Below are 19,612 nucleotides of genomic sequence, written 5' to 3'. Positions count from 1 at the left end.
AAGCTTCGGAGGGGAAACTAACCCCGATCAGGGCTCCGTTCCCGCGTTCGCGAATCTCCAACGCGTTGACGTCCGACAAGCCCATCCGGTGGGGCCAGCCCCTCCGGTCGTACGCGATGTACGGCAGCGTCTTCTCGGGCCTGGCACCGGAAGGATCCACATCCCCTGGGGACCCCGGCGTGAAAGTGCCCCACAGGTAGGGCGTGTAGTGGAGGAACCTGGGGTTGTCCGGGTCCGCGTCCGGCATTCCGTTGTCGAGGTCGAAGTCGTCCATCGGGGCGTGCACATCGACCGGGCCGATCTTCGCGGCAAGCGCGCGCTGGAAGTCGAAGGCCGCGCCGCCGGTGCCCTGGAGTTTGGCTGACCCGGAGCTGGTCAGGATGACCGAGTTCACGCGCTCCTCACCCAGCACGCCGCTTTCCACCACGAAGTCGGCGAGCGCCTGCGGGGTGACCCTCAGCACGCGGCCGTCCTTCAACGGCAGCTTGAACAGCAACGCGTTACCGTCGAGATCGATCAAGACCGCCTCGTCGTTCGCGACGTCCACCGCGAACGGGTTGCGCGATCGGAGCATGCGGACGGCATTGCGAGGCAGATAGTGGGAATACGGAGCCATGGCAGCCGTCGCGACTGCCTCGGCTCGGTCTTCCTCTGGCAGGACGGTCAGCGAGAACCCGCGCAGGCCCCCCTCCTCGGCCGAGGGCAGTGGTGCGACCAGCACGTCTTCGGCTGAGAACTCGTGGACCACACCAGAGTCGTCCAAGCCGGTGAAGGCAGCTCCCGCAGTGGCCGCACCGGGAGTGGCGGAGGTGCCGGACTCGTCGCCACCCGCGTTTTCGGACAACGACTGGCTCTGCGCACCCGACGACTCCCCGCCGCCACCGATCTCGAACTGGTCGACCGGAGGGCGGAACGTGCCGGGAGGCATGTACCCGATCCTGCGCCGCGTCCCCAGCAGAGTGCCGGTCTCCTTCGCGTAGCGGATTGCGCTCGACCGGGAGCCTGGGTGCGCCGAGCGGCCGTCGAGAAGCCGCGCAGCGGTGCTGAAGACGAGAGCGTTGTACACAACTCGGTACGCTTCGTCCTCGGCCGAATCCGCGGTCTGGTCCACCCTCGGCGCCTCGTTGTCCGCCGCGACGATCTGCGACGCCTCGTTCAGCAGCGCCTCCGAGGCCGGTGCTTGCCGCACCCTGATCTCGTCCGCCTCTGCCCTCACCAGAACTGTCGCGACCGCCTCAGGCGGCAGCGCGACGCCGCTCGGGGTTCGTGCGATTCGCTGTGCGGTGCCGGCGACATCGCTCTGGAGCCCGGCCGGCTGCCTCTCCGACGGTGGAGACTGGCTGACCGGACCGAAGTTTCCGTCCTCGGCCGGAGCCGAGGAGCTCTCGTCGGTCGCGGTGGACGCCTCCTCGACCAGCTGGCTGGCACCTTCCTGACCGACGACAACCGGAACACCATCTTCGGTAGGCGCGGGCAACCTACCCACCCGGCCATCGGACTCGCCCTCAGCAGTCACACCCGACTCGTCCAGCATCGAGGCCTGTCGCCCCCGGCGATCATCGGCCGGCACCTTCAACGATCCCGAACCCGACTCGAGATCGAGGTCGGAAGGCCCGTCAGGGCCCTGGTCGGAGTGGTCGGCGGTGTCCGTCCGCGCAGCCTGAGGGGTCGCGACCTTCTCGAGCGTCTCGGTCTCGGCCTGGTTGAACTTCGCGATCTCCCGCTCCAGCGCGAGCTTCGCGTTCCACCACCCGGTCCGCGCCGAGTCCGCGACGGCGCGGGCCTTCTCGACCTTCGCCGACGCGGCGTCCAAGGGCTCTTGCAGCTCCGCGAGAGCGGTGGCGGCGTTGTTCGCGGCCGTCAGCGCGCTTTCCAGCACTTCCTCGGCCTTCACCACCGCTTCGTGCAGTTCCGGAAGCGCGGCCTGCTCCTTCTTCACCTCTTCGAGCCGGCGTTCCAGCCGGCGGGCCTCGTCCTTGATCTCCGTGTCGGACGATCCGGACTCGAGATCCGCGAGTGCGACGACCAGCAGGCCGAAGCGGTGGTCGAGGTCGATCTCCTCCGCCTCCAGCCTGCGCCTCTCGTCGTCGAGGTGTGAGTACGCCTCTGCGGCGGCGGCGAGCTGGACCCGTGCCTCGCGGACCTGCTGGTCCGCGAGGTCCACTGCGGCTTTCGCGGCCTCGACGTCCTTTTCCTTCGCGATGAACAGGTCGTCGAACGCCCTCTGGGCCAGGTCGCCCTCCCGCTCCTTTCCGCGCCAGGCTTCGTTCTGCTCCTTCAGCTCGTTCTGAGCGGTGCTCATGTCGGCCGGAACCCGGCGTCCGCCCAGAGCCTGCGCGAGGTCGACCTGTGCGACGCGGATCTGGGCCGCGCGGCTCAGCCGCACGTCGGCGATGACGGTGCGCTCTTCGACCGCGGCGATGATCTGGTACTCGACGTCGTAGGTGACGAGGCCGGTCCGGCCACTGTCGACCGTGCCCTCCTGCCGGGCGGAGCCACCCTCGGAGCCGGACGACTCGGACTCGGTGAGCGCGGCTTTCGCGTCGAAGTCGCCGAACCTCGCACTAGGATTACGGACCGGTTCGGTCTTGTCGTTGCCGGTGGCCAGTTCTCCGTTGATCGCGATCGTAGTCGCCGCGCTGGCACCCGCCAGGACCTCGCTGCCGGTGCCAGGGATCGCCGAGCGCTGGTTCATCATGGTGACGTCGTCGCTCAGGCCGGTCAGCCGCGGCCGGACGAGTCGCGAGTGGACCTGGAGAGTGGCGCGCTTGCCCGACAGCAGCGCGGTTTCGTGCAGGTCCGGCATCACGATGCCGTCGAGGGAAGCGTCGACCAAGCCGAGGCGGACGTTCTCCGCACCGAACATCGACAGGGCGGCGTTGGTGAGTCCCTTGGCCGGCGCGGTGGCGTCGGCGGTCAGACCGGCAGCCTCGAGCGCCCGGAGAGCGACCGGCCGCAGCACCGCGGCCCCGACCATCGTCTGCGGGTGGACGGTGCGGGGAAGCCGTACGCCCTCGTTCTTCCACTCGGCGAGAGCGTCCCGGGCAGCGGAGTCGCCCTGGTTCCACACGCCGATCACGGGCGCTTTCAGCGCCGGAGCGGGCTCGGTCTGAGACGACAGGTCGTCGGCGAGCACCCTCATGGTCAGGCCCGCGTCCATCGTGACCGACCGGGTGGTGCCGTCCGGCCTGTGGATCTCGAGCTCCCACGTCACAGGCAGGGAGTACCTCGCGGCCGGGCCGTTCGTGTCGAGGATGTGCACGTCGAGCGATGTGAGCGCTGTCGTGTTCGACACGGACCTAGACTCGCTGACCTCGTGCGCCGCGGCGGCGGTCGTGTTTCCCGAGCGGGCTGGGTCGGCCGCGTGCGGCGCGATGCCGAACAGTGCCCGGACACCGGCAGTCCACGACCTGGCGCGGCTCGCCGTCTCAGCCTCCCTGCCGAAGTGGACGAGGATGTTGTTCATCTTCACGCCGTCGTTGACGACGTCCTTGAACTCCGCCCTGCCGGGTTTGGCCTTCAACACGATCTGGTAGGAGTCGCGCCCGATGATTCTCGGATGATGCGTGACCAGAGGGACGCCGCCGTCGAGTGCGCTGTCCATCATCGCCCGGACCGTTTCCTTGTCCGCGAGCTCCAGCATTCGCTGCATGTTGTTCATGGCGTCGTCGAGCACAGCGGCGGGGATCAAATCCTCGCCTTCTTCACCGAGACTCGTCCTGAGGTCCGACACCATCGGTGTGAGGTCCGGCAGCTCTTCGAACACCCCGTAACCGAGAGAGCTCGGCTTGCTCTCACGCATCGTCGAAGGCGGTGCGAGAACGCCCTGCTCCGTCCATTGCCTGTCCGGCACCGGAGGCAGCAAGCCGAGCTCACGGGCCTGGTTCTCGCTCACCCGGAGATAGACGGCGCCCGGCAGCTGGACGGTCACGCCCTCGCGCCCCTGCCCCCGGCTGTACAACAGGTGGCTGAGGCGGCTTTCGGCGACGATGTCGACTCTCGCGTCGACCTGGACGAGCAAGGTGCGGCTGGTGATGGGGAGGTTCCGCTTGCGCTCGTTGAGCCCGGTGATCTCCTTGGCCGTCGTCGTGGTCTTGCGGCGTGACCAGAACTTGGTCGAGAGCGCGGCTCCGCCCCGTCCGATCGTCGGCCGTTCCTCACCGCTCTCCGGCGCCGCGACCAGGACCAGCCCCATGTTGAAGTCCAGTCCCTTGCTCTCGCTCGTCGCCGCACGCGCTTTGGTGCCACCGACGGACGAGTACTCCATCGCGGTGTTGTCCGAGATGGACACCACCTTCGGGTTCGTCAGCACCATCTTCGTGCCGATGGCACCGGCACGGTTCTCCAGCCAGCGGGTGTAGGTGAGCGCGTTCTCCTGCAACCCGGTGTTCACCGCGTGGTTCAGGTTCGCCTTGATGTGCTCGGGCGCGAATTGCTGGTCGACCGCTCGCCTCGACGCCGAGCCCGGCAGGGGCAGGACGTCGTCGCCGCCGGCGGCTCGTACCAACGCGTCGAGAGCGGCTTGCTCGAGGTGCTCGGCACCGGTGAAGGCCTCGACGTGAAGCCACTCGGTGACCACCTTCTCCCCCGGCGCCGTGTCGGGAGGACTCAGCAACAGGTCAGTGATCGACGGCGGATCCGCCATCGGTGCCGGCTCGACCGGTTCACCGGGGACGAACTCGGTGACCTTCGGGTCCTCGGTCAGCACCGAGCTGTCCGGCAGGTACAGCCGCACCTCGCCCTTGATCGGTTCCAGCGGAATGGGACCGCCATCGGCACGAGCCTGTTCTTCCTGCCCCGCAACGGTTTTCGCGATCGTCTTCACCACCGGCGTGTCCCGGCCCGGCGAACCCGGCCACACCCGGCGCATCCACGCCCTCGGGCGCGAGAACGTCTCGATCGTGACTTCGTACTCGACCTCACCGGAGAAGCGGTGGCTCGTGGTGCTTCCCGCGTTCACCATGAAGTTGACCGTCATCGGGCCGGAGGCGTTCTGACGCGTGATCGACGAGTTGTACCTGAAGGAGGCGTTGGGCACCACGGCCATCGTGGAGTCGCCGGGCGCGGTCGGAACGCCCAGACGGCCGTCCAGGCCGACCGAGTAGGAGACCTCCCGGTTGCTGCTCGCGGCCATCTTCGACTCGCGCGTGTCCGAACTGCGGATGACGTGGTCGGCGACCTCACCGTCGTACCGGGTGCCGGCCAGCTTCGCCTTGACGGTGACGCGAACGTAGTCGTTGGAGAAGAACCCCCGGCGTTTGAAGGTGATCGGGAGGCTCTTGCCGAACAGGCTGTCCATCTGGGACTTGACCGCGACCGGCGACAGGGTGACGTCCAGCATCCGCTGGTTCGTCATCGACTCCGCGAACTGCGCGTAGTCGTCACCGACGCGGTGGTTCTCCTCGATGGTCTTCCGCGAGGCCGTTTCGAGGTCGCCCATCCCCTTGGTCCCCGCCAGCACCTCGGCGATCCTGGCTCTCACCTCGGTCAGGTCGACGTGGTACCACGACCGGCGCTCCGGGCGGGCCTCCCACGAGGGCAGGAAGTCCTCGAAGCCCTCGACCTGAGCGAGAGTTCGCTCGATCTGCTGCTTGACCTCGTCCATCTTGTCGAGCCGGGCGGCCTTCGCGTTGCCGGTCGCGAGGCCGGCCGCCAGGTACGGCGGCAGGAACCGCGTCTTGCCGTCGGCAGGCGGGGTGGCTTCCGGTTCGTCGAAGCCCGCGGGCACCGCGAACCCGTGCTTCTGGGCCTCGGCGAGGCTGAGCCGAATTATCGCGTCGACTTCCACGTCGACCGTTTCGCCGTTCTCGGGCGATTGCACGGTCACGACCGTCTTCACCGCGTAGACACCGGAACGGCTCTTCATGTCCGTACCGATCTCATGCTTTCCCTGCGCGCCCGCGGGAGTGGACTCGCTGTTCGACACACCCGCGCTGCCGCCGAGCAGCACCGCACCACCGAGGAACTCGGCGCCCGCGCCACCTCCGAAGCTGGCTGAGACCCCGACACCCCGCTTCGAGGTCGGGATGTTGGTGATCCCCCTGGTGGACGCGTCGTGCAGAGCGAGCGTCGTGTCGTCGGAATCGTCGAGGAGCGTGGCCTCCTTGATGACCGCCTTCATGCGCACCGCGGAGCCGCGTTTGCCGTGAGGGCTCAGGAGGTCCGGCGAGGTGACCCAGCTCTCGAGCATGTTGGGGAGCTCTGCGCGGATGTTCACCGCGCTGAGGAACGTCTTCAGAGCCGTGCGGCCCGGCGCGCCGATCTTGGTGATCGACGGGTGCAACAGTGCCGCGACTTCGGGGAACGCGCCGCCGACGTGGGTCACGGCCTCGCTGAGCACCGTGGTGAGCTGCCGGACACCTTCGTCGAACTTCTTCGGCGAGGTGTCGGCGCCCTCGGGCAGAGAGTTCTCCTTCTCGGGCACGCCCAGGGTGACCGGGTGGGTCAGCTCCGCGTCCCCGACCGGGTTGGACTCGGCGTCGACCACCGTGACCGACCAGCTCACCGGTACGTCGGTCTGCTGGGCGACCTCGCCGGGGAACAGGCCTCGGAAGGTCTGCACACCGGTCGAGTGCGACTGGGAGACCGCCGGGACGCCCAGCGGCACTCGCGCGCCGAACGTTCCGACCGGGCCCATGAACGAGTTGAGCACGAGGGTCGCACCGATGTCGCCGGCGACGGCGACGGTGCTGCTGGCGGACACCGATTTCGGGTCAAGTCCGCTCAGGTCCACCTTGTGTTCGGGGCTGACCCCGCTCTTGCCCACCGGTTCGTCCGGAACCTCGAGCCTCGCCACCACCGTCGCCGCGTACCACTTCTTGCCGACCTTGACCTGGAACTCACGGCCGTCACCGAGGAAGGACTCGAACTCACCATCGGCGTCGACCGCCGTCTGGACCGCCTTGAGGCCCTCGACCACCTGACCGTCCAGTGCTGTGGTGATCAGGGCCGCGACCTCCGCGCCCACCTTCGTCTCGTGGGTCGCTTTGACCAGACCGAGCGCCCGGCTCTCCCAGACGTGCGTCGGCAGGTCGACCGGCTTCGCCTCGTCTTCCACTTCCGTCGGTGACTCGTGCCCGTCGGGGTCGATGACGACGATCGAGGGCTCCGGGACAACGCCCGTCGCATCGCCGTCATGTGCCTTGTTCGGCAGCGGGTTCGTGAGCAGCGCGGAGGCTGAAGGGCCTTCCGTGCTCCGCGTCTGCGTCCGAACCCCGTCGCCGCCTTCCCTGGGGACGGGCTTGTCCCGCGGCGCGGACCGAGGTGTAGCGGCGTCAGTCCTCGTGAACGCGCCGCCCTCGGTGCCGACGTATCCGTCCGCGTGGAGGTGGACCACACCTCCGGAGGAGTAGACGCGCACCGGAGTTCCCCGTGCGACCAGTTCGCGGTCGAGCGCTTGCGCCGTACCCGCCAGCGCATCGCAAACGAGCAGGACCACCGGCGAGTCCGGGTTGTGCCGCGCCGCCTGCGTGATCGGTGCGGTCCGCGCGACGAGCTCGGCGAAGGCGCTGGGGCGCATCGAGACTTCTTCGCCGCTCTTCAGCCGCACGGTCACCTTGCCGTCGGCTCCGTGAGCGTCGATGAGCAGCGGCGGGTGCTGCTCATCCGCCCACGGCGCCTTCTCGGATTGGCCCCTCTCGACCGATTCGGCCATCGAGGTGCCGTCGCCCACGGTGAAGACACGAGAAAGCTTTCCGGTGTCCGTGCGCTTGCCGAACTCGCTCGCGAACACCGCGTGCTGAGTGGCCGGCACGCCTGCACGGCTCGATGGGAACACCGCGCCCAGGATTCGGCCGTTGCCGGCCAGCGGCACGACCTCCACGTCCTCGGCGGTGAAGTAGCGGGTCTTCCCGCCCGCGCCCACGCCGCGGATGCCGTTGCGGTGGAACACCGCGTCGAACGCGGTCCTGAACCGGTCGCCCGCGGACCGCGACGCCGGCCGCGACCTGTCCACCTGAGCGGTGACCGGCCCGTCACCCGCCTCCTCGGTGATGGTGACGGCACCTCGCCTGCTCGCGAATCGGTCGAACACCGCGCTGAGAGCGCTGATCACGGTCGTGCGCAGCGACCCGCCCCGGTCCCCTCCGCCCCGCACGACAACACGCGGTGTGCTGCCCGCGCGTGCCACGTCCTGGAAGAAGCGGACGAGAGCCGGCTGGTTCACGACATCGCCGTTGTCGTCGAACTCGACGACCGCGGGTGGTTCGGACGACGAAGGCTCCGGCGCGGTGACGACCACGAAGTCCTCCGCGGTCGCTTCAGCGACCGGCGCGGGCACCGTGCCGTCCACGACGACTCGCACGTGATCCGTCGGATGGCTGTCGGCGGGGGCCCTGCTGATCACGAGGGGTACGTCGTCACGCGCGATGCGTGCGCTCGCGGGCACGCCCAGCTGCGCCTGCTGCAACTGCCGGTCGAGCGCCACCTTCAGCAACGCCTCGACGTTCTGCCGGCGCCGCTCGCCGAGGTCCGTTCCTCCGCCCTCGACCACCACCTCCGGCGGGGCCAGCCCGAGCCGGTGGCGCGCGACGATCGCCTCGGCCAGTTGCTCGGCCTGCACCTCCAGAGAAGCAAGAGCGTCCGCGCCGAGCTGCCCGGAGTCCTCGAACCCGTACGACTTGAGGGTCACCGAGCCCGGCAGCTGCGGCACGACCGCCGGTGCCGCTGTGAGCGTGACCGGCTTCGCGCCCCGTGCGGGCTCGTCGAGGTCCGTGTCACCGAAGTGGAGCAGGTCGAGGACGTCGACGAGGCCCTCGAAGGGGGAGGACGGCATGGCGACGAGGCGCACGCGGCCGGCGCGGACGGGGTCGGCGGCGATGTCGGACAGGGCGGCCCTGAGCACGAGACCAGGGCGCTCGTGCAGATTCGCGAGTTCGACCGCGGCGTCCAGGGCGAGCAGGCCGTCCTGTGCGACGTTCTCCCCCAACGCGTCGCGGACCCGAAGTGCCAGGTCCAGAGTGCCCGCGTCGTCGTCGTTGGTGACGAGGCCGGCCGGAGGCGGGCCTGCGACGCGCTCCACTCCGTGCTGCTGGATTCTCGTGGTGAGCACCGCGGCTTCCTCGGCCCTTGACGGCTCGGGCTCCGGCGCGGGGAAGGAGTCCAGGCCCAGGGGGAAGTTCGCCGAGCTGGTGATGCCGCGGGCGGTGGGACGCGAGTCCGGGTAGATGTCGAGCAGTTGTTCGGCCCGGGCTGACAGGTTCGGCTCACCGGGGGCGCGGTCGGGCACCGTGACGGTGCGGACCATGTCCCGCCACGTCTGCTGACGGGCGATCGTGAGCACCGCGGCCTCGAGCACGACCGCACCGTGCGGGTGACGGTCGCGCAGCACCTTCTCCACTGCGGCGAAGTCCAGATCGCCTCGGGCCCGCAAGCCCCTGGCGAGGGTCTCGACGACGCTGCCGACGAGATCGTCCAGGTCTTCTCGGTCAGTCGCTCCCGGCCTCTCCTCGTCCCTTCCCCGGAACACGACCTCCTGGGAGGACTGGACAGGGCCGAGACCGGTGGCCGCATCCACCGCTGCCACACCGGTGTTCGCCGAACTCGCCGTCCGGACACCCTCTTGTAGGTTCTTCGCGTACAGGTCGGCGAACCGGTGCCCGCGCGGGACGGCCAGCACCGGGGGCGCGCCGGTGTCCGGGGCGGCGCCGAGCGCGAAGCCCTGCTCCGTGGAGACCACGCCCGCGAAGTTCGCCAAGCCCCTCAGCTCGTACTCCACCGGCACCACCACACCGCCGAAGCGACGCGCCAACTCGGCTCCGAGAACGGCACGGGCGACGTCGCGGTCCTCGTCTGTCGTGTTGTCCTGAGCGGCGGAGAACAGCTCCTGGTGCGCCATCGGCGCCTCGGCGTTGAACACCTCGTCGACGTTCACGACCAGGAACCCGTTGATCCTCGCCAGGTGGCTCATCCTCGTGAGGTGGAGCAGATGCGGATCTCCCGCCAGCGCCGCAACGAACATCTCGCGCGGTACGTCGGTCACCAGGACGGGTGTCCAGCCCTCCCGTCGCGCGGTCTCGGCGGTGACCGCCAGGGAGTCCCAGGTCGCGTCGTCGAGGACGGGGCCTCCCAGCGCCGGCACGTGCACGATCTTCGGCATGTCCCGGCCGTTGGCGCTGACCACCGATCCCTCCGTCGAGGACGGCGTGACGACGCGGGTGGGTGCGGGACCGAGCAGGTCGAGCGCTTCGAAGAACTCGGTCTGCGCGTCCGGGGGCAGCGCTTCCTGGTCGAAGCCCGTGAGGAACGCCGGCGCCGCCGCCGGCCGGATCGCACCGGCGACGGGCTGGACGGCCTGTGCGTCGGCCAGATCCTCCGCGCTGACCCGTTCGAGTCGCTGTGCCAGTCCCAGCTGCGCGTGGTACTCCGCCATCGCGGGCCACCAGGCGGCCTCGGCGTCACGGACGTTCTGCCGGAGGGTCGTGACATCGGTGCCGGCCGAGAGCGCACCCTCGAGCTCGCCGACGGCATCCGTCCACTTCTTGCTGGCCGCGGTGAAGTCCGCGACCGCCTTGGCCAACGGCTCCGGCAGGGCGCCCCGGAGTCGCTCGGCGGCGGACTCGCGCATCCGGATGAGGTAGGCGTTGTCGACGCGGACCTCGGTGACCCCGACCTTCGAGGCGGAGTCCGGCTTCCTGGCCACCACCTTGAACTCGACGTCCGCGAGGAGCCCGCGGGAGGTCAGGCCGGGGTGGGTGGTGCGGTGGTTCGACCTGGGGTTGCGGCCAGAAGTGCTCTCGGTGTGCGCGTGAAGGTCGAGGAGCCAGTCCTCTCTGGTGGCCGGGCCTTGCCGCTCCACGACGCCGATCGGCTGGGCGGAGCCGTAGTTCTGCCCGGCCTCCGCGGTACCGCCGCCGCCGCGCACGACCGCACCGGTGGAGTGCACGCTGCCGGAGACGAAGTTGACGTGGTCGGTCGCGCTCTCGCCGCGGAAGCTGTCCATCTCCACCCGGCCGCTCGCCGACGCCAGCTTCGGAGCGGGCTTGATCCGGGCGTGGAACTCGATGTCGCGATCGGTCCCGGCCACGGGAAACCGGAACAGTCCGTCGTTCATGGCGGGCATGCCCGCCTTCACCGTGGCGGGGGTGATGGCGGTCTCCACGGCCAGCACGGCCTGGGTGTTTGCCCTGAGGTCGACGCCTGATTCCGCAAGTGCCACCTTCGCCGCGGTGCGCAGCGTGCTGACGAGACCGAGGTAGTGCTCGACCTCGTAGTCACCGGGTCCGGGTAGCGCCAGGCTCTCGCCGAGGTCCTTCCTCCACCTGGCGAGGTCCCCGGCGTCCGCGGCGGGCAGGACGGTGATGCCGCTGTCGGCTCCGAGCGGCTCCGCACTACCCAGCGGGCGCAGCGTCTCCTCGGGCATCTTCCTGATCTTGACCGGCCGCTCGGTGACGGCCTCGACGAGCACGGCGGGTTCGGTGTCCCGCTGGTTCTCCGCGTCGAACCCGAGCTTCCGCTCGATCTTCGCCGTCAGCCGCACCGTTCCCTCGTAGGTGCCGACCGGGCCACGAATCGCTCCGTAGGAGCCTGCGGTCCGCGAGTGCGCGAACGTCTCGGTGTTCGTCTGCGCCAGTGCGGTGTAGCTGCCTTGCAGGCCCGACCCGAGATTTCCGGCTGACGGGGTCGAGGTGTCCGGGTTTTGCACGACGCCGTGGGCGCGCGCGACAGCACCCACGTCGAGGACGTTCTGCCCGAAGACCTTCTGGTCCGTGTCGCCGGTCAGCACGATCGTGCGAGCGGCGAGCTTCCGGACGATCTCGACCTCGCCTTCACCCGGCGGCTCGGCCCACTCGCCCGCGACGGTGAACACGTAGGTCCGGCCGGACCACCTGAACTCCACGCGCAGCGGTGTCCCAACACCGCCGTTCATCACCGCGCTGAACATCCGATCCACATTGGACAGGAGTTCGGTGACCACCCGCGTGTTGTCCTGCGAGCTGACGAGCGGGGAGACCGGCAGCAGCTCCTCCGCCGCTTCGGGACCCAGCTCCGGGTGCTCCCTGATCGCCTCGCGCAAGGTCGTGACCATGGCGCTGACGTCGACGGGCCCCTCGACCGCGCCGATCCCCAGCGACGTGACGAGCGGGTTCTGCAACGACTCCGGCGGAGCGAGCTTCGGCGACTCGGAGGACTCCTCGGCCACTCGCGGCGCGTCCGCGTCGTTCCCGCCGTCCGGATGGACTTCCCGGCCCTGGTGCTCGAGTTGCGCCAGCTGGTCCTCGGTCACCCACATCAGCACCGCGTCGTTCAACGTGAACTTCTCGCCCGCCGAGTGGAGCGGACGGCTCGGCAGGACGCGTGCGAAGTCGAAGTTGCCGATCTCGTGGGTCTCGGCGACGACGGACACCTCGACGTCCACCGACACCAGGACCCGCTTGACCGGGTTAGGGGTGAAGTGCGTCTTCTCGACGCCCTGGATGCGCTGTGCGCGTGTGCGGCCGAAGCGAGGAGCCCACAGCGCCAGCCGGTTGATGAAGACCCCCTCAGGGCTGGCCGTGGCACCATCCGCGGGTGCGCTGACGTCGCTGACGACAGGCACGTTCGTCAGGTCGAGGTCCACCGAGGTCTGCGCGCTCTCCGACCTGCTGACGGCGGTGCCGCTGACAACCGTGTTCTTGGTGCGCTGGTACTCCACCGGGCCCACGCGCCTGGGGTTTACCGGCTTGAGGACGACTCCTGCCCTGGCCCGCACGTTGGCGAGGCGGCGACCGTGGTTGAGGCTCTCGACCACGTGCACCCTGCCGAAGATCCGGGGATCCTTGCGGAACGCCTCCGGTGAGAACTGGTCGACGATCAGCTCGGCGTTGGTGCCGACACGCTGGCCGAGTGCCTCGTCGTCCGAGGAGTCCCCTAGCACCTTGTACACCTGGTCGACGATGTGCTGGGTGCCCGCAACGGACAAGACGTCCGCCCCCTCCACCGCACGTCCGCCGCTGCGCTCGGCGAGGTCCTCGATCGACGTGCCGGTCGGCAGGGCTTCCGCGTTCGTCGGCTCGACCTCGAGCCTGGCCGGAGCCTGTCCCTCGACGACCAGGTGTTCCGGGACCAGCAGCTCGGCCGTGACGTGCTGGAAGGGCTCCGGTCCTCCGTCGAGCCCGGAGGACGCCAGGGACACCGGCCTCACGTCCAGTCCGTGCCTGCCTCGCGAGCCGAAGCTGAAAGCGCGGGTCGACTTGTTCGTGCGGGTGTATGCGGTGACAGTCGGATTCAGCTTCAGGTCTGCCGCGAAGTGGCGGAACTTCGTTTCCCCCAGGGCACCGTTCTCTTGCAGGGTGGTGCCGCCGTGCTTGTGCTCCGTGACCTTTCCGGCGTCGTTGGCGAGGGAGACAGCCGATGATTGCGAACGTGTCAACCGAAGGGTTGTCAGGAACACGTTGGCGCCCTTGGCGATCGCCGAGGTGATCCGGAGCTGCGCCCCGATGCCCGCGGTGGTGGACCTGGTGGCGATGGCGGTGCGGGTCTCGTACTCCTTCGTCCTGGTCTCCAGCGTGCCGCCGATCACGTCCGTCTGGAGCTCACCGTCGGCAAGCCCCTCCAGCGTGGCAGTGATCCGGACCGTCACGACGGAGTCGGTGAACCAGCCCTGCTTCACCAGCGGGATCACCAGGCCCGGGCCCAGCATCAGGTCGATCAGCTGCATCAGCTGCTTGTCCGACATCCGCTGCTTCGCCGTGCGCTGCCGCCGCGTGATGTCGTTGACCAACGACTTGAGACCTGCGGCGAATTCGGGGTCGTCGAAGTACTTGAGGAACTCCGACGAGCTGAAGTGGTACCACCGGTGGTCCGGCACCTTGCGGAGGGTGTCGACGATCGCGGCGAAGATCCTGTCCCTGCCCCGGAACGAGTGGACCTTGGCGCCCGCCGTCGTCAGTCCGGACTCCAGGTGCGCCGGCGCGAAGTGCCTGCGGTCGTCACCCCTGCGGTAGACGAGGTCGCTCCGTCCGGTGATCCCGGCAGCGAGCGCGCGCTCCCGCGTCACCACCTGGGTTCCCAGGAGGTCTCCCTCGAGGAACACGGGAGGCCGGCCCAGCACCCGGACCTGCAGCTGGTACACCGTCTTATAGCGGACGAACTCGCCGCCATAGTCGTGTTCGAACCGGATTCCGGTCTCCCGCTTGAACTTGCTGCTCCATGACCTCTTGTGGTTGAAGTCAAGCAACCCGCCGAGGGTCAGTACGAACGCACCCGCCTCGAAGACGTAGCCGGCGAGGACGCCCAGGGCGCCGTGCCGCTTGGCCGTCCACGCGTCGGTGCGAGCCGCCTTCGAGTTGTCCCAGTCGAGCAGGACCACCGTGTGCTTGTTCTCCTCGGAGAACTCGAGCTCCTCGATGACCTCCACCTGACGTGCCACGGCCCGCATCTCGACCGCCGACCCGTACCGGAAGAGGCCCGCCGGGCTGCCGGCCGGTCCCGCGACGAGCGGATCCGACCGGCGCCAGGCGGAATCCGGGTAGTCGATCGGATCGGCCGTCACCATGCTGGTCAGCCCGGCCTTGAGGTTCGTCCGGTGCAGGAACTCCTGCAGCACCTCCCTGCCGGGGGCACCGACCTCGGTGAGGTGCTCCGGCAGCATCCGGGCGACCTGGTCGAAGAACGACGAGCCCTCCGGCGTGTTGACCTGGAGCTCCTCCAGGCCGAAGTCCTTCGGCGGCGACTGCGTCACCGGTCGCAGGCCTCGCCCGCCGTTCGAACGAGGCGCCTTCGGATGGCCGAAGCGGAGCGTGCCACCCAGGCCCGGCTGCGCTCCGTGCCCGATCCGGCCGACGACCTGCTCGCTCTCGTCCCGCAGCTCGAACTCGTAGGAGACGTGCACCTCGGTCACCCGGACGTCGGTGTCGAGCAGCAACGTCGCGCGCTTGTACTCCTCGGAGACGTCCCGGCGCATCTCCTGGCTCGCGTTGCCGGTGGCCGACAGCGAGACGACGACGAGCACCGGCGCCGCGGGCACCACGACGGGCAGCGCGAGCGAGGGGTCGGTCGAGTGTCCGCTGAAGAGCTTCCTGTACCGCCGGTAGAGGGTGTCCGGCGGCATGGTCCAGCGGGGTCTGCCGGGCACCTCGACCGCGGTCGACCAGTCGAACTTCGCCTTCACGACGAGCGTGTGGGGCTTGCCGTCGATCTCCACGGCGAACTCGCGGCCGTCACCGAGCACGCTCGGAACGTCGTTCTTCATGACCCGCTCGACGTGGTGCAGTCCCTTGATCTTCTGCCTGCGCCTGCCGGTCGGCATCGTGTCCGGGCGGGTGCGGTCGCCGATCGACTTCTTCACCAGCACCCGTGACGTCTTGGGCAACATGGTGCGGAAGGCGCGTTCGATGCTGATGCCCTCGACCTGCTTGTGCGGCATGGCTTCGCCGAAACCCTCGCTGTCCACGAGGTAGTCGGGCAAGCCCTTGAGGAACTCGGGCGACCTGGCGGGGCCGGGGCGGAACGTGCTCTCGCCGCCGGGGTTTTCCTCGTCCTCCTCGGCGATCGTCTCCAAGCCGCCGGGGGTGTGCGTGGCGCGCGCGCCCGTCGTCTCCACGGTGGCGAGGCCCAGATCCCTGAGTCCCTGCCCGTCCACCACGAGGTCGACGGGCGTGTCCGGGGCGCTAAGCAACGAGCCGGACCAGGTGTCGCTGATCGATTTGCCGCGGTAGGTGGCCGTCACCTCCCACGTCGGTGTGGCGCGCACGTGGTACCTCGGGTCGTCCGGTGTGCCGGACTCCTCCACCAGCTTCCGGTCAAGAAGGTCCAGTTTGATCGCCAGCGCGGACAACGGGCCGCCGGCGAACTCGATCACACGCCCCTGCTCCGACATCGCCGCGCGGAGGTTGTCCCTGTCCCACAACATCGCCGGCGTGGTGGCGGCGACGAGTCGCCGGGCAGTGCCCGGAGGAGGAACCGGCCGCTCGGTGCCGCGCCGAGGCGGGTCTGCGGGGAAGAGCACCCTGGTCAACGTCCGGTGCAACTCGACCGCGGGTGCGGGCGTCGCGTCGACCTGGGCGTCCGGGCTGAGCCCGATGTGGCCTTCGCGCTTCTGCTGCTTGCGCAACGGCCTGCGTTCCTCGCGGATCGGTTCGCCGGTGAGTTCCTCCCTCTCGGGCAACGCGTCGGCGACGGCGATCGTCGACTCGACCGCACCACTGATGGCCACGGCGCGGTTGAACTCGCCCTCGCGCGCGTCCATGGTGATCCGCAGGTCGTGTGTGAAGTGCGCCTGCTCCTCGATCGGCACCTCGACGTCCGGCACGTTGTTGAGCGCGTTCGGAGCCACGTCGGGATCGATGACCGACCCGAACTGGCCGTGGTCGAGCGGTTCGGGTGCGGTGCGCGGCAGCCCTGGCCTGGTGCCGACGAAGTCGCCGGGACCGAGGGTCGCCCGCACGACGACGTCCTGGTCGACCTGTCCCAGCGGCGTGTCGGTCTTGACCCGCACGTTCAAGCCGCCGTTGAGCATCGTCTCCAGCACGGCCTTCGGCTCCAGTCCAGCGCCAGGGCCCATCAGCTCCTCGACGACCCGCTGGTTGAAGTCCGCGGTGTCGATGGGTGCCGGGCTCGGCCGGCGGGTGACCACGCGAACCGCACTGCCGAGAGCCGACTTGACCTCGGTCCAGAACGACGCGCGAGGCTGCAGCGCCCGCTCCCGGCTGTTGACAGCGTTGGTGACGGCTTGGGCGATCCGCTGCATCACGGCCGTCTCCTCCCGGAGTCTGACCGATCCTCGCGCCTGCCCGATGCCGTGCGGAGCCTGGTACCGCCTGGTCTCGTCCGGTTCCGAACTTGAACCGGGATCGACATCGTCCTCGACCGGATCCTCGAAAACCCCGTTCTCGTGGGCAGCTGAACCGTCCTGTTCTGGTTCCGCGCTGAGCCCGTCCCCGATCACGGAGTCCCACGCCTCCGCGGAATCGAGGTCGGCTCTTCCGAAATCGATCAACCGGCGGTTCTCGTCACCGTTCTCTTCTTCGCTGACAACGTCAGATCCCGCCATCGGCGAACCGTCGTCGCCGACATCACTCCCGTCATCGGGGCCACGGAGCTCGTCCTGCAGCTTCGGCGTCGGCGGCCGCCGCGACCGGAACGGGAACCCGTGCCCGGTGTCGAGGTCGAGGCCGAGGTCGGTCAACGCGGGCGACGAAGGCTCCGGATCGACCTCGGCCTCCCGGTCTCCGAACGTGAGCCCCAAACCGACACCGGCCACGTCCGCATCGTCGAGCGAACCAAGCCCCGGCCCGTCGAACGTGAGAGGTTCCACGCCCCCCTCGAAGTCCAGATCCGACAACGCCGGTGACAGAGGCTCCGAAACGGAGTCGGGCTCCGGTGAACCACCGTCGATCCTCGGCAGCGGGTCGAACCCCACGCCGTCGAACGCGACGGGCTCCGATCCGCCGTCGACGTCCGAGTCCGACGGGTCACGGTGACCGGCCACTTCGAGGCGCACTACCTCCAGGTCGTCGGCCAGCTCGGAGTAGTCGAACAGAGCCGGCCAGTTCTGCGGTGCGTCCGGTAGGTCGACCTTCGGATCGCCGGTGAGCAGCGGTCCTGGATCAGCGTTGTGACCGCGGTAACCACTGGACGCAGGCTCGGGCATCGACCCGAGCGCGTCAGCGGTCTTCTCGATCAGGAACAGGTGGCGGGGCTTGATCACCGCCATCGGCGGCTCTGTTTCGCGTCCCACCGTCATGAGGCCGTCGCGGTGAACGGCGGTCGATCTGGCGCTTGCGCGCAACGCCGAGGTTTTGTCCTGGTACTCGTCAGGAAGTCCGAGCAGGTGCCCGATCTCGTGGGCCAAGACGATCTCACCCTCGTGCAGCCACCACGCCCCGCTGTCGGAGTAGTAGTTGCCGTCCATGATCTCCACGAGTTGGTGCGCGTCGTCCGCGGAGTCCAGGAACTGGACGGTGAGGTGGAACTGATCGCCGGAAGGCAACCGGTGGCCCTGGTTGAAGAACCGGTTGACACCCGCCAACGCGCGCCGCTTCAGCTCGACGACCTGCTGTGGTGTGACCCCACTGGGAACATCGAGGTGCAGGCGTAGCGTGAAATCCTGGACCGTCTTGTCGCCCACGTTGAAACGTCGGCGGTCGAAACGGGTCCCGGACTGGAACATGTCCAGCGAGCCCGTGGCCCGGCGGATCGCGTTGCTCTCCTCCCTCTCCCTGATCGCTTTGCGTCGGTCCGGAGGCAATGCGTCGAACTCGCGCTTGCGTCGCAGGTCTTCCCGCTCCTGCTCCGTGAGGGGCTCGGTCTTGTTCTCCAGTTCCTGGTGGTAGGCGTCCGTCGGCACGTCCGGCGCGTAGATGTCGCCTTCCGGTCGTTTCGTGGGCTTTCGATGCACGTCGACCATGCGACCGTCGATGACCGAGACCGCCGCGTTCTGCCGGCTTGCGCGGATGGCCGCATTGCTCACGGGGTCCTTCGGCTCGAACCAGTCCGCGGTGTGCGCCGTGCTGGTGAACCAGGAGTCGTCACCGAGCACGGTCGGCTTCACCGGCCCGATCAGACGAGGCGCGGGAGCCGACCTCGCCACGAGTTCTCTGGACGCCTTCGTCAGTTCGGCTCGCGCACGGTCATGCGCAGCACGGGTCGACTCGATCCGGGTCCGCAGGTCGGCGTCGTCGGCCAGCACCCGATCCCGGTCGTCCTTCGTCGGCATCGGCAACGGTGTCACGCCGAGGTGCTCGATCCGCACCCGCTCGTCGACGCGCCGGTCGAGCTCGCCCCGCGCGGCCAGCATCTCCGCCCTGGCGACCTCGACCGCGCTCCGTGCCTCGCGCAGCTTCCGCTCCGCTTCGAGCTCTCCCTCGTCACCGTCGTAGGACGAATCGATCTGCCCGTAGTCCGCCTCGGCCCGGGGCGCAGCTGTGGACAGCGCGTCGTCGACCGGGGACTTGTGCGCCATCAAGGCGGTCGCCCCGGGTCCGGATGCCGTCTCCTCATAGGAGCCGGCGGTCGGCTCGGAACCGGCTTCTTCGGGATCGGTGTCCTCCCGGACCCTGGGCATGCTCCCGGTGGCGGCCGCGGAGCTCTTGGGCGCGGTTTGGGGGACAGAGCCGTTCTGGTCGTCGGCGACGACCACCGCCATCTCGCTCTCGGCACCGGTGAACTTCGGAGCGCCGGCCAGATCGACGTCTCCGAGCGCCAACGGTGCTGGAGCCGGCCTCACCGTCTCGTCGTCCGCGACGTCCTCAACGGTCGTCCACGCCCCGGACGCGGTCTTCGCGTACACCTTGGGCGGGCCGTCGATGCCGGCCAACGCCTCCCAGATGTCCGCGGCGGGCGACACGCCGTTCTCATCAGGCTCCCCCGCACCGGCGATCAGCACGGTGACCGAGTCGAGGTCACGGCCACCGGCGAGCTCGAAGGCGGCGGACCCGATCACCACCTGCCCGAACGAGGAAGCGTCGACCGAGACGACCGTGCCATCGGCCAGCGCGACGGCGCCGGCACGCGCGGCGCTGACGAAGAACGTGTCGTCCTCGAAAGGTTTGTCAGCGGGCACCTCGGGTGGGACATCGGTACCGGTGACGGGGAAGAACACACCACTGACCGCGCCTGCCGAGTCGAGCTGCGGAATCGTCCTGACGTCATCCGGGGAGAACCGGCGCAGGGATCCGTCGGCCGCCGAGCCCAC

The 19,612-nt window shown here is 69.1% G+C and carries 1 protein-coding gene (only partly in view); it reads right to left on the bottom strand.

Features of this window, described 5'->3' with window-relative positions; translation table 11 throughout:
- Positions 1-19,612, bottom strand: the 5' portion of a protein-coding gene (locus tag AB0M48_RS12200; RefSeq protein ID WP_363839573.1) for a prolyl oligopeptidase family serine peptidase. 14,870 nt of this gene lie to the left of the window's left edge; the window shows 19,612 of its 34,482 coding nt (coding positions 1-19,612); its start codon is at positions 19,610-19,612; its stop codon lies off the left edge, out of view.

The organism is Lentzea sp. NPDC051208, assembly GCF_040682435.1.
GTDB classification, from domain to species: Bacteria; Actinomycetota; Actinomycetes; order Mycobacteriales; family Pseudonocardiaceae; genus Lentzea; species Lentzea kristufekii.
The sequence above is the reverse complement of the archived record's forward strand: the minus strand, read 5'-3'. Positions and strand labels throughout refer to the sequence as shown.